Here is a 19,895-nt window from a genome sequence, read left to right on the forward strand (position 1 = left end):
AAATGAAAAATATATTCATCGCTGCTGCATTTCTTTCTGCTAACTTTCTAATGGCTCAAAGTTATGCTCCACAAGCCGGCGTTGCGGGTTCTACTGCAATTCCTGCCAACAGTAATCTTTTTAAATCTTGGGCAACAGGTGCTACTGTTCTACGTGGTTACCAGCAAATCAACACCGCAGTATCTGCAGTTGCTAATGCTGGTGTTGATGCTAATGCAATTGGGCCTTCTAACGGATCTATTGTAAGTCTGGGAGACGGAGGTAATGCTATACTTACTTTTGCAAAACCAATCACCAACGGAAGCGGTTTTGACTTTGCCGTATTTGAAAACGGATTTATGTCTGGCCAGTCTGGCAGAGCATTTTTAGAATTGGCTTTTGTAGAAGTGAGTTCAGATGGTGTTAATTTCTTCCGTTTCCCTTCTCATAATCAATATCCTGCAAATTTCGTTCAGAATACTACGGATATGGGAGGTCCAGGTTTTGCAACAATGGATGCCACATATCTTAATAATTTTGCAGGAAAATACACCTCTGGCTTCGGAACTCCTTTCGACATCAGCGATCTTCCGGATAACCCGCTTTTAGATAAAACAAAGATTACTCATGTCAAAATAATTGATGTTATAGGCACAAACATTGACACCTACAGAACATACGACAGCTTCGGAAATGTTGCGATAGACCCTTTCCCAACTCCTGGTGGTTCTTCAGGATTTGATCTGGATGCTGTGGGTGTGATTAATGAATTTATTGTATTATCAACTGCAGAAAATCAGAAGGCAGAAACCAAAATTAGTCTTTACCCGAATCCTGCTAAAGATTTCATTAAAATCAATACAGACAAAGATGTTGAAGTAAAAATCTACAGTGCAAACGGAGCTCTTGTAAAACAAGGGAAAACCGTTAATAAGACATTGAATGTTTCAGATTTATTGAATGGAAATTACATCATTCAAATTGATAACAATTCCAATAAACAAAATCTTAAGTTGATTATCTCAAAATAAGATGAGTTTAAAATAGTAAGAACCTCTTTCAAGATTATTTGAAAGAGGTTTTTTATTTTTAAATTAAATCTTTTTTACTTTTCTAAGAAAGGATTTTCAGTCCAAGCTTTTCGGCTTCTACAATAACAAAATCCCTAGCTTCTTCACTGTCATTGGCAATTTCACCCTCCAAAATTGCTTCTTTCACTTTTTCCTTTAAAATCCCAATTTCTCTGCCAGGTTTCAGGTTAAACATTGCCATAATTTCTTCCCCGGAAATCGGTGGCTGGAAGTTTCTTACCTGATCTTTCTCTTCAACCTCTTTTATTTTAACAGCAACGTATTGGAAGTTCTTTTTAAACTTATCTTGTTTTTTAGAATTTTTGGTCGTGATATCTGCCTTACAAAGCGTGAACAAATCTTCCATATCTTCTCCAGCATCGAACAGAAGCCTTCTCAATGCAGAATCAGAAGCATCATCTGTAATCAAAGCAATCGGACGCGATGAAAGTTTCACCATTTTCTGAACATATTTCATGTCAGCATTCAATGGTAATTTTAGTTTTTGAAACAATATTTTTACCATTTTTGAGCCTAAAAATTCGTGACCGTGAAAAGTCCAGCCCGTTCCTTCAACAAATTTTTTCGTCGGTGCTTTTCCGATGTCGTGAAGTAAGGCTGCCCAACGAAGCCACAGATTATCGGTATTTTTAGAAATATTGTCTACCACTTCTAACGTGTGGTAAAAATTATCTTTATGTGTTTGTCCTTCTACTTCTTCTACTCCTTTTAAGTCAATTAATTCAGGAATAATTAATTTCATTAAACCTGTTTCTTCCATTAATTTTAGACCAATTGAAGGCTTTTTTGAAACCATGATTTTGTTAAATTCAACCATGATTCTTTCCATAGAAACAATTTTGATTCTTTCCGCTTCTTGTCTGATGGCGTTTAAAGAGTTCTCTTCGATCGTAAAATTTAAAGTTGAAGCAAAACGAACTGCTCTCATCATTCTCAACGGATCATCTGAGTAGGTTTGTGCAGGTTCTAAAGGTGTTCTTAGAATTTCTTTTTGTAAATCACCAATTCCGTCAAAAGGATCAATCAGTTCCCCGAAATTATCTTTGTTTAAAGAAATCGCCATCGCATTGATGGTAAAATCTCTTCTTTTCTGGTCATCTTCAATCGTTCCGCCTTCCACTTCAGGTTTGCGGCTGTCTTCGGTATAACTTTCTTTTCTTGCACCTACAAATTCCAGTTCGAGATCTTTGTATCTGATCATAGCTGTTCCGTACGTTTTAAAAACGGAAACTTTCATTTTAGGATCAATTTCCTTTCCCACATTTTGAGCCAGCTCAATTCCGCTTTGTTCGGTCACAAAATCAATATCGGTAGACGCTTTTCTTTTCATTAAAAGATCACGCACAAAACCGCCAACGATGTACACCGACTGGTTATTTGCCGCAGCGACTTCAGAAATGAGTTTGAAAAGTTTTAAATTTTGATTTTGATTGAGGTTGATGAACATTTTTTTGATGCTGGATGTTGGGTGATAATTAATTTTGCAAAGATAAATATTTAGATTAAAAGTATTTTTTTAAACCACAAAAGTCACAAAAGATTTTTAACACATGAGTCACATGAGTTTTAGTTAAAATGCGTTTAAAGAGAAGAACACATAAGTTTGAAGGCTTCGTCAAGCTCAGCCTGACACCATTGATTAATAAAATCTCTCTTACAATCTCGTTCTCTGAATTTGTCGAAGGATTTTGTAAGAATTTTAACTGTGAAAATCTGTGAGATCTGCGGGACAAAAACTATTCTCTTAAAACTTTTATTCTGTTATCACTCCATATTTTAATCACTGAAGATCCTAAATATTGTGACACTTTTTCTCTATTTTCTTCAACTGCATAATCTACCAGATCAATGATTTCCTTCGAAATATCAGAAAATTTCAACGGACTTTTATCGCCACTGAAATTGGCTGAAGTGGACACCAAAGGTTTATTCAATTTTGTAATCAGTTTTTTGCAGTAAAGATCTTTTACAAGGCGAATTCCGATGCTTCCATCTTCTGCAAGCAATTCTTTTGGCAAACCTTTTGGATTCTGATACACCAATGTTACCGGTTTTTCACTCAAATCCATGATTTCCCAAGCCATTTCCGGAACGTCTACCAAATCCTGCAATCTCTTTTCATTTTCTACCAAAATAATCATGGATTTGTTTTTCTCACGCTTTTTGATTTCGAAAATTTTATTGATGGCGTCTATGTTTGTTGCATCACAACCAATTCCCCAGATGGTGTCTGTTGGGTAAAGAATCGTACCACCGGATTTTAATATTTGTATAATATTTTCCATAAATTATTTTAAATTTTCTTCATATTCTGCTTTACTTTTAGCTATGTAAGGATTTCTTGAAGAAAAAACTATAGCTTCATAATCGCCTCTGTTTTTAAAACTATCTTTCAAATAAATTACTTTTCTAATCTTTTTTTATCAAAATCAAAAACCACACATGCTCTCTTAGAACCTTTATAATAAGAAATTTCTTCAATTATTGCTTGTTTTTCAATTCTATAATGTGCCAAATCATTTTTTTCTACAAAATGTACCATTTGGTAAAACAAAAAAATAAAAAAGATGAGTATTGGAAATGCAAACGATGAAAATGTAGTTTTAAATTTCTTAGCTATCTGCAATCCTTTTTTTTCATATAAAAAACCACTCAACACTAATGTAAATGGAGAAATAAAGCCAACTTCTTTAAGATTTTTAAATACAATTTTCCCACTTACCATAGTACTTAAGTAACCTATTCCAATCCAACAAATCATCACAGAAAACACAATAATAAAAAATTCTTCTGTTCCATTATCAATTCGCCACCAGAAAAAATAAGCGTTGAAAAATGAAATCCCAATAAACAGAATTGCAAACAACAAATACTGTATTGATATTTTAACATTAGTACTCATCAAAACTATATTTTTTAAAAAAATATGATTAATATTCTTTTTACCTTACAATTCCGGCAAATATCTCTCTTCCACCACATTCAAGTGATGAATATTATGACCAACAATCAATTTACAAATTGTTTCAACTGAAATCTGGTTTCCGTTAGCAATTCCGATGTTATTTAAAACTGAAGGACTCAATGTTTCCAGCAAAATTTGAGAAGAATTTCTTACTAATTGATATTCTTCCAACAAAGATTCTAAACTTCTCCCGTTCGCAAAAGAATTGGCAACGTAACTTTCTTCATCAAAACCGGGCAATTCAGATTTTTCACCTCTTGCAAAAGCTAAAATTCTATATTGAAAAACTCTTTCGGTGTCTGATAAATGAAGCAAAACTTCTTTTAAAGTCCATTTTCCTTCTGCATAAGCAAATTTCGATTGTTCTTCGGTCAGATAGGAATATAAGGAAACGGTTTTCTCACCAACTAATTTCAATTCTTCCAGCCAGTTTTCAGATGGAATTAAATCTAAATATCTTTGAATGTATTTTTCGAAATCTGTCATGTTAATATGAGTAATAAGTAATTGGTAATGTGTAATATTTTAATGTAACAATTAAAAAAATTGGTAAATTGTTACATTATCTATTCGTCCATTCGTAGAAATTCACCTCATCGTAAATCTCGAATCCGCAAGATGGATATAATTCATTTCCGACGTCGTTTGATTTTCCGGTTTCCAGAAGAATTCCAGCTGCATTTGTAGATTTTGCCAATTCTTTGGCTTCTTCGATTAATTCTTTTGAAAAACCTTTTCCACGATAATTTCCATTGACAAATAAATCATTTAATAACCAATAGCGCTTCATTTTTGTGGAAGAAAAAAGTGGATATAGTTGTACAAATCCAGTCAGATTCCCTTCACTTTCAGCAACAAAAATTTCAGAATCAGCTTTTTCTATTCTTTCTTTTAAAAAACTTTCCGCTGCAGGAATATCAGATTCTTTATTATAAAAAATCCTGTATTGATCAAACAATTCGGCTAATTGAAACAAATCCTGAATCGTAGCTTTTCTTGTACTATTCATGTTTAAAATTCGATTAAAAATAAACATCCGTTAAAAAACGGATGCTTATAATTTATTATTTTAAGAGAATGCTTTCTCCAAATCTGCAATCAGATCCTCCGCATCTTCAATTCCGACACTTAGACGAACTAAATCATCTGTAATTCCCAATTCTGCACGTTTTTCAGCAGGAATGGAAGCGTGGGTCATTAAAGCGGGATGATTAGCCAAAGATTCTACTCCGCCCAAAGATTCAGCCAAAGTGAACACTCTCACTTTCTCTAAAAACTTAATCGCATCTTCTTTTTTACCCGATTTGAAAGTGAAAGAAACCATTCCTCCGAAATCTTTCATTTGAGATTTTGCTAGTTCATATTGCGGGTGAGATTCCAATCCTGGGTAAATTACCTGCGCAACTGCCGGATGAGATTCAAGATATTTTGCAACAGCCATTCCGTTTTCTGAATGTCTTTGAACTCTTAATGCCAATGTTTTAATTCCTCTCAACACCAAATAAGAATCGTGAGGGCCTAAAATTCCACCGCTTGCAAACTGAATGAAATGAAGTTTTTCACCCAACTCAGCATCTTTAGCAATCAAAGCTCCTGCAATCACATCAGAGTGACCACCTAAATATTTCGTTGCAGAGTGCATTACAATATCAGCTCCCAAATCGATTGGTCTTTGAAGATATGGTGTTGCAAATGTATTGTCAACTGCAACCAAAATATCTTGTCCTTTTGCAATTTCTACAACTGCTTTGATATCTACCAATTTCATCAATGGATTGGTTGGAGTTTCCACCCAGATCAATTTAGTTTTATCAGTGATAACATCGGCGATTTTAGAAACATCATCAAAATTCACGAACGTAAATTTTAACTGATATTTTTCAAAAAGTCTGGTAAACATTCTGTACGTTCCACCATATAAATCATCCACAGCAACAACTTCGTCGCCTGGATTTAATAATTTTAAAACACAGTCGATAGCAGCTAAACCAGAACCGAAAGCTAAACCTCTCGCTCCGTTTTCAATGCTTGCCAAAGAGTCTTCCAAAGCCTGTCTTGTAGGGTTTGCCGCTCTTGAATATTCGTATCCCGAATGTACTCCCGGACTTTTTTGTGCGAAAGTTGATGTTAAAAAAACAGGAACATTCACAGAACCTGTTGCAGATTCGTGATGTTGTCCTCCGTGTATAACTTTTGTATTAAAATTCATAATATTTTTGCTTTAGGCTTTAAGCTTTAGGCAATAGGCTTTATTTTATTGCTTTAAAACTTAAATATTATTAAAAAGATAAGCTGCATGCAAAAAGCTTACCGCTTACTGCTTACAGCCTATGGTTTATTTACATTTTTATCGCTGATTTCACCGCAAATTCTTCAGCAATCTGCTCAATCCATGCTGCTACATCATCTTCGCCTGTTGCTCTTTGATAGGTGCTTCCCATAGAGATAAGAATCTGGTGCATAAACATTTTCATTTGATCAACCGGCATTTCTTTTGTCCAAAGATCGATTCTTAGAGCTTCCGATGCTTTTTCGTCCCAAACGGAAATCATTACTGCTTTTGTTTCCTCTTTCTCTACTCCGCCATCTGCAGCATTCCAAGTGATTAGTTCAGGAATGTGGTTTTCATCCAGCTCTACATCTATCGTTATTTGAGTCTTTCTCATTTTTCTATTTTTTCTAAACTTTATTATTCTTCTAATTTCGGTTTGTAACCTGCTTCATTAAAAATTTGTGTAGCGTCCATTTTTAGGAAATCTACTAGTTTTGTTTCAGGTTTCTTTTTTAAATATTCTCTGCAAATCTGCCATCCAGTGTAAATTCCGACCATTGGTGAAGAGTTGTTATCAATTTCTGTGTAAAATTTTGAAAACGGCCCGGGAGCAATGAAACGTTCTGCTAATCGGTGATCATCACCAAAAATCAGGTTATTTTCAACAAAATAATTATAAATATTGGCTTCATTTGCAGCTGACCAATCATATTGCTCTTTCGTGTAATCCATTTTCAGATAATCCGGAGTTTCGGGTAAAAATGCATCTTGTAAAGTCATTATTTTACCATTATAAACAATCAAATCAATGAATTTCTGACTATTCCCCGTATACGGAACAATGTTTTCGGCAAAAATTCTTGAAACTTTCGGAACGATATTACTTGGGTTCATTGATTTTTGAAAATACAATTCCAAACCTCTATAGTTTGGATTTTTGTCTCCCATAAATCCTGTAATATCAATAAACAGGAAATTTGTTTTATCATCATACAAAAGTGGCTCCTGAACCATCTGTAAAGCTGATGAAAAAAGGAAAACCTTTGGACTTTTAAACTGCGGAAAATAAAACTTGATGTGCGAAAACAAATCCTGAAGCTCATTCTGCAATTTCTTCTGATCAATTTTGCCAATCGCTTCTTTGTAGATTTTTACTTCTTGTGCATCTGCTCTTCTCTTGCCAAAATCCTCATCAGGAACGGTGCCCTGAAACCAAGGAAACTTTGCCGTGAACTGCTCCAACGAAACATTTTGGTCATAAAACTCTTTTGAGATATCGGTAACCTCTACCTTTTCGGCAGGATTTTTTATTTCTACTTTCCAATCAGTTTCCTGTTCTTTTTTACAAGAATTCAAACTTAAAACTAAAAGGCATGAAAGTGCGGCAATTCTAAAAATCTTCATTATTTTTACATGAAATTTAAGTTTACAAAAATAAGGATATAAATATAAACTTATGCCGAAAAAGGATTTTTTTGTGGCTATAAAAATTATATTAAAATCTTTAAAATAAGACCATACAAACGATGAATATTTATCTTGAAACCGAAAGATTGATCTTAAGAGAGATCGTTCCCGAAGACGTTGAAGCTTTTTTTGCGATGGACAGCAATCCGGAAGTCGTAAAATATGTTGGAATACAACCTTTAACCGACATCAGCCAAAGTGCAGAAATGATTGAAAGCATCCGAAATCAATATACAGAAAACGGAATCGGAAGATGGGCAGTCATTCGAAAAGAAGACGGAAAACTAGTCGGCTGGAGCGGTTTAAAACTGATTAAAGAAATCAACAATCATCAGAATATTCACGATCTTGGCTATCGTTTCACACCGGAGTATTGGGGAAAAGGTTATGCTACAGAAACGTCTATTGCCGTTTTGAATTATGCTTTTAACGAAATGAAGCTTGACCAAGTTTTTGCCTACGCTGATGTAGAGAATGAAGTATCAAATCATGTTTTGAGAAAATTAGGTTTCGAGGAAAAAGAAACCTTCATTGATGAAGGAGACCATTGCTTTTGGTACGAACTTAAAAAAGAAAATTTTAAATAATAAAAAATATACAATGCAGACACAAAAAGTAATAGATCATATCGTACAGTGGCTAAAAGATTATGCCGAAAAATCAGGGGTTAAAGGGTATGTATTGGGAGTTTCCGGTGGCGTAGATTCTGGTGTAGTTTCTACTTTGGCAGCAATGACCGGCTTGAAAACTTTGCTCATCGAAATGCCGATTCGCCAAAAAGAAGATCAGGTGAACAGAGCCTGGGAACACATGAATGATTTAAAATCTAAATTTCCGAATGTTGAAGCCATGTCTGTGAATCTTACGCCAGCATTTGAGGAATTGTACAAAACTTTTGATGTTCACGACGACGAATTCCCTAACGAGAAACTGGCTTTTGCCAACACAAGATCACGTTTGAGAATGCTTACTCTCTATTATTATGGACAAATCAACGGACTTTTGGTTTGTGGAACAGGAAATAAAGTGGAAGATTTCGGGATTGGTTTTTACACCAAATACGGCGATGGTGGTGTAGACGTCTCTCCTATCGCAGATCTTTATAAAACTGAAGTTTATGCATTGGCGAAAGCTTTAAACTTAGTTAAAAACATTCAGGAAGCAATTCCGACCGACGGACTTTGGGATGCTGAAAGAACCGACGAAATGCAGATTGGCGCAACCTACCCTGAATTAGAAAAAATCCAAAAAGAATGGGGAACTAAAACAGAAGCAGACTACAACGGAAGAGATTTGGAAGTGTTTAAGATTTTCAGCAGAATGAATAAAGCGGCACAGCATAAAATCAATCCCATACCAGTGTGCGATATTCCGGAAGAATGGAGGGTTGATTAATTTAACAATTTACCAATATAACAGTTTACCAATGAGTTGTAATATTTCTGGATTAGTACATTGCTAGATTGTTACATTGGTACATTAAAATTTTAACTATGAATTCTAAAATACGTTCGGTACTTTTTGCCTGCATAGGACTTCTTTTCGGAATGTCGGTGATGTATATTTATAATAATTTTATTGCTGAGAAGAAAGCCTCAACTAAAACTGAGAATGCTTCGAAAGCTTCAAAAAGCCAATCTGACAGGCAAGCAATTGATGAACTTACCAAAGAAAATACAGTAATTAATTACGTCAAACAAAACCATCAGCTTCCTGATTATTACATTACAAAAAATGAAGCCAAAAAAGCGGGATGGAATCCTTCTCAGGGAAATCTTTGTGAAGTTCTTCCCGGAAAAGCAATTGGTGGAGATTACTTTGGAAACCGAGAAGGAAATCTACCGAAAGGGGTGAAATACTTTGAAGCTGACGTTAATTACAGCTGTGGAAACAGAAATGGCGACCGAATTGTTTTCACTAAAAATGGCGAGGTTTATTTAACTAAAAATCATTACAAGAGTTTTGAGAAGCAGTAATTGGTTACTTTTCACATTTATCTTTTTATTAATTTTCTCATGCAGCGATAAAAAGACCAATCTTTTCAGGGATGATAAAGAGGTCGTTATTTTGATTCAACCCTTCAAGGATATGAATTCTGCAACTACGAAATTTGTTGCAGATGAAATCAAAAATATTTATCCGCATGTAAAAATTCTAGATGCAATTGATTTACCGAAAGAAGCTTATTATAAAGACAGAAACCGGTACAGAGCAGATTCTATTATTAAAATTTTAAGTGAAAATACAGAAAAAGGGTTTGTAAAAATTGGTTTAACAACAAAAGACATCAGCACGACAAAAGGCGCAATAAAAGATTTCGGAGTCATGGGATTAGGGTATCGACCTGGAAAATCATGCGTTGCATCCAATTTCAGGTTAAATAAAAACAACAGAAACGAACAGTTTTTCAAAGTGGCAATACATGAAATTGGGCATACGCAAGGTCTTGAACACTGTCCGGAAAAATCTTGCTTTATGAGAGATGCGGAAGGTAAAAATCATACTGACGAAGAAACTGACTTTTGTAACGACTGTAAGAACTTTTTAAAAACTAAGAACTGGAAGTTTGAGTAGCACATTATTGCTTCATCGCTACGCTTCTCGCAATGACATAAAATCCTACCTTTATCAATCTTAATAAAAATAAAACTATGAATACAACATACATCGACTTCGCAGACCTTGGAGATTACGAAGATTTTTATACTCAGCTTAAAGAAAAAATTAAACTTCCCGCTCATTTTGGGGATAATCTTGATGCACTTTCAGATGTGATTTCCGGAGAACTGCAAATGCCTCTGCATTTAGAATTTGTAAATATGAGTGTAGATCAGCTAGAAATCTTCGAGGACTTACTTACTACTTTAGAAGACACGGAAGATGATGTGGAAGATTTTTCTTTTGCATATTATCTGGAACAGTATGACGATGAAGAAGAGGCTTCTGATGAAGATGAAACAACTGAGTAAAAATTATTTACGACAGAATTAAACCTTCAAGGTTTCCTATAGAGGAAATCATTATCAAACAGAATCGGGCGCAGCAAAGCTGCGCCCGATTCTGTTGTATATATTTAAAATCTTATTTTCCTAAAACTTCCATTAATGGTTGTCCTACATTTCCGCTTGGGTTTTCAATTCTCAAAAACTGTGCGATTGTGGGTGCAATATCGGTCATAAAATGCGAAGCATTGCTTTCGCCGTGCGGAACTTTCCAACCCATAAATATAAGAGGAATGTGTGCATCATAAGAATTCCAGACACTGTGCGTTGTTCCTTTTTTAGCATACGTAGGTAGCATTCCGTCGTGAGAAACGATTTGAATATCACCACTTCGCTGCCAGTTGTATCCGTTGATTACTCTGGTTTTAATTGGCTCAGGAATAGGTGCATTGGCTACATCTTTCAAATCAACCGCATATAAAACACGTGGATCTTTATTTAGATTTTCAATGATGCTTTTTTTGATGGCAACTTCATCTAATTTATTTTCTGTAATCAACTGGTGATTAAGATAAATCTGATAATTATCAATCCCTAAAATCAGTTTACTTGAAGCATATTTTGTTTCTAATTCTGCACCGAGGTTTTTCTCTAGACCATCATCAAAAAATCCGGTCATCATTTTATTTTCTTTCATGAAACCCTCAGCGTGAGCGCCACCATGATCTGCCGAAAGAAAAACAAGATATTCGCCCTTTCCTACTTTTTTGTCAAGCATTTTAAAGAAATTTGCCAATTCAAGATCCAGTCTCAGATACGTATCTTCTACTTCAATTGCATTGGGGCCATATGCGTGACCTACATAATCAGTAGACGCTACATTGATGGCAAGAAAATCTGTGATGGGGTCTGCACCCAGCTGATATCCATCGATGGCAGCTTCAGCAAACTTTAAAGTATAGGTATTTCCAAATGGTGTAGTTCTTAAAACCCCTTTATTTACTGCAAAATCAGCGGCAAGATTGCTGTAAGGAAAAGTTGGATTCTTAGCAGTTCCCACAGGTTTTTCCCAAGGCACATCGTCTCTTGTACTTTCTGTGTATTGATTGATGGGCAATAACGTATTCCATCCGTTAGCAACTAATTTTTCAGCTAATTTCTGATCGTTAAACTTGTTTACCCAATCCGGCAAACTGTTCATATAATAAGAACTTGTCACAAAATTCCCGTTCGTTTCATCAAACCAAAAAGCTCCGGTCGGATTATGACCTGCCGGCAAAATAGACGCTCGGTCTTTCAATGAAACTCCAACTACTTTTGATTGAAAATTACTTGCAATTCTCAACTGATCGGTAATTGTGGTACTCCAAAGATTCTTTGGCGAATGACCACCAATCTTATCATTTGTTCCTACACCTTTTACGTCAGCATCCGTTGTGCAGTATACATTTTTTCCGGTTGCTTTGTCTGTCCAATCGTTTCCGGCTATCCCATGAATGGAGGGAACTGAACCTGTATAAATGGTGGTATGTCCAATCGCCGTAACCGTAGGAACATAAGGAATCATTACATTATTAAAAGAAAAACCTTTATTCAGCAATCTTTTGAAACCATCATCGCCATATTTGTCATGAAAACGGTACAAATAATCCCACCTCATCTGATCGATTACCAAACCTACTACCAATTTTGGTCTTTCCAACTGTGATTTTTTGCTTTTCTGAGCGTTCACCGTCATTAAAGAAATGAAAGTAACTGCAGCAATCGTAATTTTCCTTAGCATTGAATAACTTTTTTTGTGACCACAAATTTACGGGTTTTCAAAGTTTTGGTATGTGAAATTTTATTTAAATTTAACCGTTATAAGATTTAATAAAAACTACATCCAATGAAACTTAGATTTTTCTATCTGTTTGCGTTATTGCTATTCTGTCATCATTTATTAGCTTATCCAATTTCTCCAAGGCCGTTAAGAAATCTTATTATAGAATCCGAGAATATTGTATATGGAAAGGTGACTGCAGTTAAAGAAAATAAAGAATCATTAAAAGACTGGAGCGAATCTCACATTGCCGTTATTACAATCTATGAAGTTTTACAGGGCAAAATAAGCAATACAAAAAATGTAGAAGTCTATTTTTCGCCAGAATATTCGTGCCCGATGCCCGCACATTATGAAAAGGGACAAACAGTATTGGCGTTTTTAGATAAAGAAAAAGGAAAAAATATCTATAGCACTCATGCACTCTCTTACGGGGCAAAACATATTAACGGTAAAGAATTTTCTCATTACAGAAACCGTATCCTCGAAATGAAAACTATTTTAGAAATAAAGGATGAAGAAGTAAAGAGAAACAAAACAGTAGATTGGCTAATTCTTTGCGCATCTGAGAAATCTACAAGATGGGAAGGACTTTACGAACTTTCTCCTGAGAGCGATTTCATGTCATTTTATGATGATAGAAAAGAAACATTTTCAAGAAATTTCAAGTTAAATGATGATCAGGTACAAAAGCTGAGACACCTCTTTTTTAAAATAAATAAATTCGAATATACTGATCTCGGACTGGTTGATTTAATTGTAAAAGAAGATGACCCTGAAGTTCTCAATTTTTTGACGATACATTTTAAAAAAGCTGAAAAAGACTTCTTTTGGAGTGGAAATTTCTTAATGAAGAAAATTGCCGATCTCTCAAAGCGAGATGATTTAAAGATGATTATTAAGAAAAAGACGAAATGGATATGTTTGATGAAAATTATGAAAAAAAGTCAGCGGACTATATGAGAGAATTTGCTCAAAAACTTTAATTTTCCCTTTATTAATCATTATTAAATTATGAAAAGACTTATTTTACTGTTTACAATAGTATTGTTTCAGCAAACACTTTCTGCACAAACCGAACAACAATACATCTTTTTCAAAACCTGGAATTTCATTAAATATTATCATCCCGATCTCGCCAGCGGAAAAGTAAATGCCGACAGTTTGTTTTTGGCAAATGTAAAAGGTATCAATACTGATGATGATTTCAATGCCGTCATCAATAAATTAACGTCGAAGCTGAATAAAAATTTCGTCACATCTGCTCCCGCTGAGACTTCAAAGGATCTGATGTTGCAGAATCAGAATTTTGACTGGTTTCGGAAGAACAAAAAAATAAGCGCCGGCAATAAAGATTTGCTCAACAATATTTATAAGCATCGATACAATTTTGAAAACCTGCCAAAAGGTAAGCTGGTCAGTGATGAAAAAGAATACTCTTTTCCAAAAACCGAAAATTTGCCTTTAGAATATCGTTTGTTGGCTCTGGCGAAAATACAGGGAGTTGTAGATTACCTCTTCCCGCATAAGTATATCATGGACAAAGGCTTTGATGAATATTTCAAGAATAGTTTAGATGAAAACTCAAAAGTAAATTCGAGAAAAGATTTTGAAGTTATATTAGCTAAATTGGTTTCAAAATTTAAAGACAGCCATGCGTTTAGCTTTTACAAACAGCTGAATTACAAGAAAGATATTTATCACATGACCTATCTTGCACCATTTGATTTTCAGATTGTCGATGATCACATTTTGGTAACGCATCTTATTTTACCTGAACTCTGTTCAAAAGCTCAAATTAACGTGGGCGACAAAACCACATCCATCAATGGGAAAGGCATTTCTCAAATCATTAAAGAAAAAGGAGAACTTTTATCTACTTCAAACAGAGAAAAGTTGGTATATGTTCTTTCGAAATATGAAAATAATCTCATCTGGCCCGATGATCTTCCACAAAAAACTTTAGAACTAAAATCAGCTAGGAGTAACAAGAAAGTTTCTACAAAAATTGATATGATCGACACTTCCAATAAGGAAAAGTATGAGATTATTGTAAATTATCTTCAAGAGAAAATCAAGAAGTTAGAAAGCCGCAAAATAACTCATAAGGATATTGCCTACTTTAAAATTAATGAAACATTAGGGTTTATTAATAATGTAGATGACGACAAGATAGATGCGAAGATGGATAGTATTTTAGGCAATGCTTCACAGAAAAAAGCGATTGTTTTTGACATGAGAGCTTATCCGGATTGGGGTGGTTTTCCATATCATTATATCTATAAATACTTCTCGCCTGCTGAAAATTATTTTGGAAAATATTACAAACCCAATTTAAAAAACATCGGAACATTTACCTATCAGGATTACGATTATTTCCCTTCAATTCCCGGTAAAACAGCACACAGTTACAAAGGAAAAGTTTTCATTCTCGTCAATCCTGAAACCCGAAGTGCAAGCGAATGGTATTCTATGAGTTTACAGAAAATATTTCCTCAATCATTAACCATTGGCCAACAAACTTCCGGTGGAGACGGTGATTTGGTGAAAGTAAAACTACCCGGAGATTACCTTTTAGAATTTACAGGAAACGGAATCTTTTACCCAGACAACTCCCAAACCCAGCAAACAGGGGTCAGAATCAATGAATTGATAAAATATAAAGACCAGGATATTTTAGATAAAAAAGATTTAGAGTTTGAAAGGGTTTTGAATGATTTGAAATAATTAATCACCTCATTTACTATTTAACATAATTTTAAATAGTATTCACTCTCTTTAGCATCAATTTTGCTACCACAGAAAAGCATAACGACACCTCTCAATTGATTGAATTATGAAGAATACCCTTTTACTAAATGCCTTGGTGGCACTTACTTTGTGGTCATGCAATAAAAAAGAGAAACCGGCACCTCTGCAAGATTCTACCACTTTGACTTCCGTTACAGATAACTCAGGAGAAGCAATTTCGGATACGGGTTATAACATCAGTAAAATTCCTGTGACCAATAAATTTCATGGAACTTTCCCTTATTTTAAGCTTCCGGAAGGTTATGCATTTACCGACCCCAGCTTATATCATGGTAACGGACAAACCAAAGATTTTGATAAAGAATATTTCTATGACCACGGAACGTACACTGCAATGGAAGGCAAAACCTTTAAAGCAGAAATAAGAATATCTGAGGAATTTAAAGACAAAAAATTCTCTCCGCTCGAGATTCAGAAGAGTTTTGATGAGCTGATAAAAAATGTGGGTGGTGTAAAAATAAATACCGGCGAACCGCTGAGAGAAGGTGAAGAAGAACGCCTGAAAAAAGAAGATCCAGAAGCATATAATTTAGGATATATGCACTCTTGCAACAACTGGAAAAACGTAAACACCTACATCATCCGCAGTACAGAAAAAACCGTTTTCGTACAATACAATCTTGGAAAAGAACAGACCAGCATTACAGTTTTAGAAGCTAAACCTTTTGAAAATAAAATGTCTATTGTCGAAGAAAAACCGAAAGTAGATTCTTTAAAAGACAAAAATTAAAATTATTCCAAATATTAAAACACATTTCAATGTGTTTTTTTTATGAAAATATTGTTTATAAAAATATTTTTGCTAATTTTGTATCGATCATTACATAAATAAAATGAGAGGAAGACCCAACATTCACGACAATGCAGAACTCATTAATAAGGCACAGGATATTTTTTGGAAAAAAGGTTATACTGCGACTTCACTGAATGACCTGCTAACCGTTACCGGAGCAGGAAGCGGAAGTTTCTACAACACTTTTAAAGGGGGAAAAAAGCAGGTTTTCAAAGAAGTAATCAACCAGAGAAGACTGGCTTTTGCTGAATTTAAAAATAATCTGGAGAAAAATAACACCCCCATTGAACTGATTAAAGATTTCTTCCGGGCAATTGCTGATGAAAACGAACCTGCTCATTTAAAAGGTTGCATCATCGCAAATACAGTTGTAGAAATGACTTACATTGATGAGAATCTGGAAAAGGAAGCCGTACAAATCCTTAAAGAAGTTGAAGAAATGTACACTAAAGCGATCCGAGAAGCTCAAGAAAAGGAGAATTAAAAATAAAACCGAGGCATCTATTTTAGGAAAATACCTCATCACTTTCTGGTGCGGCCTGAATACCCTAAGACGAATGTATCCCGATAAAAAAATCTTGTCTCAACAAATAGAAATGCAATTGGCTGTTCTCAGCTAATTTTTTTATCTATTTTTGGATTAATCATTACAAAAATAAAATTTAGTTACAATGAATTTAGAATTAACATCAAAAAAAGCATTTATCAGCGGTTCAACACAGGGAATTGGATATGCAATCGCGCAACAGTTATTACAGGAAGGCGCAGAAGTCATCATCAACGGAAGACAAAAGAAAAAACTGAAAAAGCAGTTTTACAACTAACAGAACAATTTCCTGACGCAAAAGTTTCAGGAATTCCTGCCGATTTTTCCAATAAAAATGAAGTAAACAATTTGCTTGAACAGCTAAATGATATTGATATTTTAATTAATAATGTCGGAATTTTTGAGCTGAAAAATTTTGAAACTATTTCCGATGAAGACTGGTATCATATTTTTGAAGTGAATGTGATGAGCTCCATAAAATTATCAAGAAAGCTTATGCCCAAAATGTTGGAAAAAAACTGGGGAAGAATCTTGTTCATCAGCAGTGAATCTGGAGTAAACATCCCGGGAAATATGATCCATTACGGAATGACAAAAGCTTCGATGATGGCAATCAGCAACGGTTTATCAAAATTAACCAAAGGCACGGAAGTCACTGTCAATACCATCCTTGGCGGACCGACTTATTCTGATGGTGTAGCTGCAACCGTAGAACATTTTGCACAAGTTCAGAACATCACTGTAGATCAGATGAAAGCTGTAATCATACAACAAACCAATCCAGATTCTTTACTCCAAAGATTTATTAATCCAAAAGAAATTGCCAATCTTGCAACTTATCTTTCTAGTCCATTATCTGTTGCGACAAACGGAGCAAGTCTGAGAGCAGATGGTGGCGTTTTGAAAACTATATAAAGTCCTAAGCACAATCTTTACAAACGCCAGTCAAAATACAATTTACAGTTGCTACCTGATATCCTTGTGGTAAAGAAAACTGCACCGGAACCGGCATACATTCTATCGTCAGACAATTCGTACATCTGAAATGAAAATGATGGTCTGCAAGTTTCTTTTCTTCACATTTGATGCAAACTGCAAAATACTGTTTACCATCTTCTGCAACGATGCGGTGGAGAATTCCGTCTTCACAAAAACGGTTGAGTACACGATAAATCGTTGCCCGATCCATATCTAGTTCTATCTTTTTCTCAATGGCATCCTGACTCATTGCCTTTCCGGTGTTGGTGAGCAATGTAAGAACGGCTTCCTTGGTAGGTGTACTTCTTCGTTTCATTTTTATTAATGCGATTACGTTGCAATAATAAAAAATTATTCTAACTTTGGCAAGAATTTAAACAAGAAAAATCAGTTATATCATATGAAACAGCCTAATTTATTCGACGTTATCATTATCGGGGGAAGCTACTCAGGATTATCTGCCGCAATGGCTTTAGGAAGATCTTTAAGGAAAACTTTAGTTATCGACAGCGGAAAACCTTGTAATGAACAAACACCTCATTCGCATAATTTTCTGACTCATGACGGAAGTTCACCTGCCGAAATTTCAACAATAGCTAAAAGTCAGGTTGAAGAATATGATACGGTAAAGTTTTATAATGGAAAAGCAATTTCAGCTCAAAAAACAGATTTTGGATTTGAAATTCAAACAGAAAACGGTGAAAGATTTAGTTCAAAAAAACTGATTGTTGCTACCGGAATTGTTGACGAAGTTCCAAATATCAAAGGTTTTAAAGAGTCATGGGGAATTTCTCTTATTCACTGTCCGTATTGTCATGGTTATGAATACAAAGGCAAGAAAACTGGAATTATTGCGAATGGAGATAAGGCTGTTCACATCGCTTCTTTAGTAAAAAATCTGACAGAAAATGTTACGATTATGACAAGAGGAAAAGCCAATTTCACTTCTGAACAATTGGAAAAACTTAAAAACAATCAGATTGACATTATTGAAACAGAAATTTCAGAGTTGAAAAATGAAAATGGGTATGTAAAAAGCCTTGTTTTTGATGATGAAAAAGAAATCGATTTTGAAGCGGTTTATGGAGCTTTTCCTTTTCAGCAACATTCTGATATCCCTGAAAGTTTAGGTTGCGAGCTCACAGAAATGGGTCATATCAAAACAGATATGTTTCAGAAAACAAATGTTCCCGGTCTTTTCGTGTGTGGTGACAACTCTTCGATGATGCGTTCGGTTTCCAACGCTGTGATGACAGGAAATGTAGCTGGCGCAATGGTGAATATGGAATTGGTGACGGATTGTTTTTAGATCAAGGATAGATTCTTCAATCAATTTTGTAGATTTGATTAATTATATCAAATACAAATGAATAAAGCTTTCACAATCTTATTTTTAGTTATAATCTCAAAATTTAATGCGCAGAATCATAGATTTATCTATGAATACAAATACGTTCCTGATTCTACAAAATTCGATAGTGTTTTAACCGAAAATATGCGTCTCACGGTTTTTAAAGATCATTCGGAGTTTTTGAGTGAGATGAAAGCAAAAAGGGATTCTGCAATTCTAAGATCTTCACAAAAAGGTAATGGAGAAATCGGGACTAATCTTTTGCCCGGAAATATACGTTCGATGGTTTGGAAAAATAAAAATAATATCAAAAATTATTCTACTGAATTCATAGGGATGGAATCTTATAAAGTGACCAACGAAACTGATTTTAAATGGACATTAATTGATGAAACAAAAAAGATTCAAAACTATAATTGCCAGAAAGCAGTATTAAAGTTTGGACAGCGAGAATGGACAGCTTGGTTTACAACTGAATTACCATTTCAGGACGGTCCGCATTTGTTCAGGAAACTTCCAGGTTTGATTGTGGCTATTGAAGATTCCAGAAAGCATCACTCTTTCCAGCTCATTGCCAATTATAAAACCACTGATGGGACCTCCGTTATCAAACCATCTCATTTACTGAAAAATTATGAGGTCAACAGGAAGCAGTTTAATAAAAAATGGAATGATTTCAGGAAAAATCCGATTAGCGCAAACGAACAGTTTTTATTGATGAATCCACAAATTAATAATTTTAAATCCTACGACGAAAACGGGAATGAAATGGATGCAAATGCTTTTAAAAAAGCAGGAACAGAAAAAGCAAAGAAAAATTTAGTAAAAAACAATAATTTTCTTGATCTCGAATTGTACAGATAATTAGCAAAACTGA

General features: G+C 34.7%; 22 protein-coding genes and 1 pseudogene. 13 read left to right on the plus strand and 10 right to left on the minus strand.

Features of this window, described 5'->3' with window-relative positions:
* Positions 1–2 precede the first annotated feature (2 nt).
* Complete coding sequence (locus EAG08_RS05505) at positions 3–1,010, plus strand: T9SS type A sorting domain-containing protein (RefSeq protein WP_129534586.1); 1,008 nt, start codon at positions 3–5, stop codon at positions 1,008–1,010.
* 82 nt (positions 1,011–1,092) lie between these two features.
* Here EAG08_RS05505 and EAG08_RS05510 read toward each other — a convergent pair whose 3' ends face one another.
* The 8 genes from EAG08_RS05510 to EAG08_RS05545 form a co-directional block, all read right to left on the minus strand.
* A complete protein-coding gene (locus EAG08_RS05510; protein WP_129534587.1) occupies positions 1,093–2,517 on the minus strand; it encodes a CCA tRNA nucleotidyltransferase in 1,425 nt (474 codons plus the stop codon).
* A gap of 289 nt (positions 2,518–2,806) precedes the next feature.
* A complete protein-coding gene (locus EAG08_RS05515; protein WP_129534588.1) occupies positions 2,807–3,355 on the minus strand; it encodes an L-threonylcarbamoyladenylate synthase in 549 nt (182 codons plus the stop codon).
* A gap of 116 nt (positions 3,356–3,471) precedes the next feature.
* Positions 3,472–3,972, minus strand: a complete 501-nt coding sequence (locus tag EAG08_RS05520; protein WP_129534589.1) for a hypothetical protein — start codon at positions 3,970–3,972, stop codon at positions 3,472–3,474.
* 45 nt (positions 3,973–4,017) lie between these two features.
* Positions 4,018–4,521 (minus strand): DinB family protein, encoded by a 504-nt coding sequence (locus EAG08_RS05525; protein WP_129534590.1) that lies wholly within the window; start codon positions 4,519–4,521, stop codon positions 4,018–4,020.
* Between the two features lie 76 nt (positions 4,522–4,597).
* Positions 4,598–5,044: a GNAT family N-acetyltransferase gene (locus EAG08_RS05530; RefSeq protein ID WP_129534591.1), complete on the minus strand. Its 447-nt coding sequence runs from the start codon at positions 5,042–5,044 to the stop codon at positions 4,598–4,600.
* 60 nt (positions 5,045–5,104) lie between these two features.
* Complete coding sequence (locus EAG08_RS05535; RefSeq protein ID WP_129534592.1) at positions 5,105–6,244, minus strand: cystathionine gamma-synthase; 1,140 nt, start codon at positions 6,242–6,244, stop codon at positions 5,105–5,107.
* Positions 6,245–6,374: 130 nt separating this feature from the next.
* Positions 6,375–6,701 carry a gliding motility protein GldC gene (gldC, locus tag EAG08_RS05540; protein WP_129534593.1) on the minus strand — a complete coding sequence of 109 codons (327 nt, stop codon included), beginning with the start codon at positions 6,699–6,701 and terminating at the stop codon, positions 6,375–6,377.
* Positions 6,702–6,724: 23 nt separating this feature from the next.
* Positions 6,725–7,711, minus strand: coding sequence for a gliding motility protein GldB (locus EAG08_RS05545; protein WP_129534594.1), 987 nt, complete (start codon positions 7,709–7,711; stop codon positions 6,725–6,727).
* Positions 7,712–7,833: 122 nt separating this feature from the next.
* Here EAG08_RS05545 and EAG08_RS05550 point away from each other — a divergent pair, with 122 nt between their 5' ends.
* From EAG08_RS05550 to EAG08_RS05570, 5 genes are all read left to right on the plus strand, one after another.
* Positions 7,834–8,361 (plus strand): GNAT family N-acetyltransferase, encoded by a 528-nt coding sequence (locus EAG08_RS05550; protein ID WP_129534595.1) that lies wholly within the window; start codon positions 7,834–7,836, stop codon positions 8,359–8,361.
* 13 nt (positions 8,362–8,374) lie between these two features.
* On the plus strand, positions 8,375–9,169 hold the full coding sequence (nadE, locus tag EAG08_RS05555) for an NAD(+) synthase (protein WP_129534596.1): 795 nt from the start codon (positions 8,375–8,377) through the stop codon (positions 9,167–9,169).
* Positions 9,170–9,267: 98 nt separating this feature from the next.
* Positions 9,268–9,750 carry a ribonuclease domain-containing protein gene (locus tag EAG08_RS05560; protein ID WP_129534597.1) on the plus strand — a complete coding sequence of 161 codons (483 nt, stop codon included), beginning with the start codon at positions 9,268–9,270 and terminating at the stop codon, positions 9,748–9,750.
* Positions 9,737–10,348 carry a matrixin family metalloprotease gene (locus tag EAG08_RS05565; RefSeq protein WP_129534598.1) on the plus strand — a complete coding sequence of 204 codons (612 nt, stop codon included), beginning with the start codon at positions 9,737–9,739 and terminating at the stop codon, positions 10,346–10,348. Before EAG08_RS05560 ends, EAG08_RS05565 begins: the two co-directional genes overlap by 14 nt.
* Before the next feature lie 77 nt (positions 10,349–10,425).
* Positions 10,426–10,743 (plus strand): barstar family protein, encoded by a 318-nt coding sequence (locus EAG08_RS05570; protein ID WP_129534599.1) that lies wholly within the window; start codon positions 10,426–10,428, stop codon positions 10,741–10,743.
* A 112-nt stretch (positions 10,744–10,855) separates the two neighbouring features.
* Here the strand turns inward: EAG08_RS05570 and pafA are convergent, their stop codons facing one another.
* Complete coding sequence (gene pafA, locus EAG08_RS05575) at positions 10,856–12,499, minus strand: alkaline phosphatase PafA (protein WP_129534600.1); 1,644 nt, start codon at positions 12,497–12,499, stop codon at positions 10,856–10,858.
* A 105-nt stretch (positions 12,500–12,604) separates the two neighbouring features.
* On the opposite strand from pafA, the gene EAG08_RS05580 reads away from it, so the two are divergent.
* From EAG08_RS05580 to EAG08_RS05600, 5 genes and pseudogenes are all read left to right on the plus strand, one after another.
* A complete protein-coding gene (locus EAG08_RS05580; protein ID WP_129534601.1) occupies positions 12,605–13,501 on the plus strand; it encodes a hypothetical protein in 897 nt (298 codons plus the stop codon).
* Between the two features lie 51 nt (positions 13,502–13,552).
* Positions 13,553–15,265 (plus strand): S41 family peptidase, encoded by a 1,713-nt coding sequence (locus tag EAG08_RS05585; RefSeq protein ID WP_129534602.1) that lies wholly within the window; start codon positions 13,553–13,555, stop codon positions 15,263–15,265.
* A 109-nt stretch (positions 15,266–15,374) separates the two neighbouring features.
* On the plus strand, positions 15,375–16,079 hold the full coding sequence (locus tag EAG08_RS05590) for a hypothetical protein (RefSeq protein ID WP_129534603.1): 705 nt from the start codon (positions 15,375–15,377) through the stop codon (positions 16,077–16,079).
* Between the two features lie 103 nt (positions 16,080–16,182).
* Entirely contained in the window at positions 16,183–16,626 is a 444-nt protein-coding gene (locus EAG08_RS05595) for a TetR/AcrR family transcriptional regulator (protein ID WP_228446783.1), read from the plus strand.
* Between the two features lie 187 nt (positions 16,627–16,813).
* A pseudogene (locus EAG08_RS05600) lies at positions 16,814–17,604 on the plus strand (SDR family NAD(P)-dependent oxidoreductase).
* 4 nt (positions 17,605–17,608) lie between these two features.
* On the opposite strand, the gene EAG08_RS05605 reads toward EAG08_RS05600, so the two are convergent.
* A complete protein-coding gene (locus EAG08_RS05605; protein WP_129534604.1) occupies positions 17,609–17,983 on the minus strand; it encodes a Fur family transcriptional regulator in 375 nt (124 codons plus the stop codon).
* Between the two features lie 84 nt (positions 17,984–18,067).
* Here EAG08_RS05605 and EAG08_RS05610 point away from each other — a divergent pair, with 84 nt between their 5' ends.
* Together EAG08_RS05610 and EAG08_RS05615 are read left to right on the plus strand one after the other, a co-directional pair.
* Entirely contained in the window at positions 18,068–18,976 is a 909-nt protein-coding gene (locus EAG08_RS05610) for an NAD(P)/FAD-dependent oxidoreductase (protein ID WP_129534605.1), read from the plus strand.
* Between the two features lie 57 nt (positions 18,977–19,033).
* Complete coding sequence (locus EAG08_RS05615) at positions 19,034–19,882, plus strand: GLPGLI family protein (protein ID WP_129534606.1); 849 nt, start codon at positions 19,034–19,036, stop codon at positions 19,880–19,882.
* The last annotated feature ends 13 nt before the right edge of the window (positions 19,883–19,895 follow it).

The sequence above is a fragment of the Chryseobacterium sp. 3008163 genome (assembly GCF_003669035.1).
Taxonomy (GTDB): Bacteria; Bacteroidota; Bacteroidia; order Flavobacteriales; family Weeksellaceae; genus Chryseobacterium.

Excerpts from the sequence above, each read along its gene's own strand:
- EAG08_RS05505 (WP_129534586.1), top strand. The coding sequence starts at position 3 with ATGAAAAATATATTCATCGCTGCTGCATTTCTTTCTGCTAACTTTCTA.
- EAG08_RS05510 (WP_129534587.1), bottom strand. The coding sequence starts at position 2,517 with ATGTTCATCAACCTCAATCAAAATCAAAATTTAAAACTTTTCAAACTC.
- EAG08_RS05515 (WP_129534588.1), bottom strand. The coding sequence starts at position 3,355 with ATGGAAAATATTATACAAATATTAAAATCCGGTGGTACGATTCTTTAC.
- EAG08_RS05520 (WP_129534589.1), bottom strand. The coding sequence starts at position 3,972 with ATGAGTACTAATGTTAAAATATCAATACAGTATTTGTTGTTTGCAATT.
- EAG08_RS05525 (WP_129534590.1), bottom strand. The coding sequence starts at position 4,521 with ATGACAGATTTCGAAAAATACATTCAAAGATATTTAGATTTAATTCCA.
- EAG08_RS05530 (WP_129534591.1), bottom strand. The coding sequence starts at position 5,044 with ATGAATAGTACAAGAAAAGCTACGATTCAGGATTTGTTTCAATTAGCC.
- EAG08_RS05535 (WP_129534592.1), bottom strand. The coding sequence starts at position 6,244 with ATGAATTTTAATACAAAAGTTATACACGGAGGACAACATCACGAATCT.
- gldC (WP_129534593.1), bottom strand. The coding sequence starts at position 6,701 with ATGAGAAAGACTCAAATAACGATAGATGTAGAGCTGGATGAAAACCAC.
- EAG08_RS05545 (WP_129534594.1), bottom strand. The coding sequence starts at position 7,711 with ATGAAGATTTTTAGAATTGCCGCACTTTCATGCCTTTTAGTTTTAAGT.
- EAG08_RS05550 (WP_129534595.1), top strand. The coding sequence starts at position 7,834 with ATGAATATTTATCTTGAAACCGAAAGATTGATCTTAAGAGAGATCGTT.
- nadE (WP_129534596.1), top strand. The coding sequence starts at position 8,375 with ATGCAGACACAAAAAGTAATAGATCATATCGTACAGTGGCTAAAAGAT.
- EAG08_RS05560 (WP_129534597.1), top strand. The coding sequence starts at position 9,268 with ATGAATTCTAAAATACGTTCGGTACTTTTTGCCTGCATAGGACTTCTT.
- EAG08_RS05570 (WP_129534599.1), top strand. The coding sequence starts at position 10,426 with ATGAATACAACATACATCGACTTCGCAGACCTTGGAGATTACGAAGAT.
- pafA (WP_129534600.1), bottom strand. The coding sequence starts at position 12,499 with ATGCTAAGGAAAATTACGATTGCTGCAGTTACTTTCATTTCTTTAATG.
- EAG08_RS05580 (WP_129534601.1), top strand. The coding sequence starts at position 12,605 with ATGAAACTTAGATTTTTCTATCTGTTTGCGTTATTGCTATTCTGTCAT.
- EAG08_RS05585 (WP_129534602.1), top strand. The coding sequence starts at position 13,553 with ATGAAAAGACTTATTTTACTGTTTACAATAGTATTGTTTCAGCAAACA.
- EAG08_RS05590 (WP_129534603.1), top strand. The coding sequence starts at position 15,375 with ATGAAGAATACCCTTTTACTAAATGCCTTGGTGGCACTTACTTTGTGG.
- EAG08_RS05595 (WP_228446783.1), top strand. The coding sequence starts at position 16,183 with ATGAGAGGAAGACCCAACATTCACGACAATGCAGAACTCATTAATAAG.
- EAG08_RS05605 (WP_129534604.1), bottom strand. The coding sequence starts at position 17,983 with ATGAAACGAAGAAGTACACCTACCAAGGAAGCCGTTCTTACATTGCTC.
- EAG08_RS05610 (WP_129534605.1), top strand. The coding sequence starts at position 18,068 with ATGAAACAGCCTAATTTATTCGACGTTATCATTATCGGGGGAAGCTAC.
- EAG08_RS05615 (WP_129534606.1), top strand. The coding sequence starts at position 19,034 with ATGAATAAAGCTTTCACAATCTTATTTTTAGTTATAATCTCAAAATTT.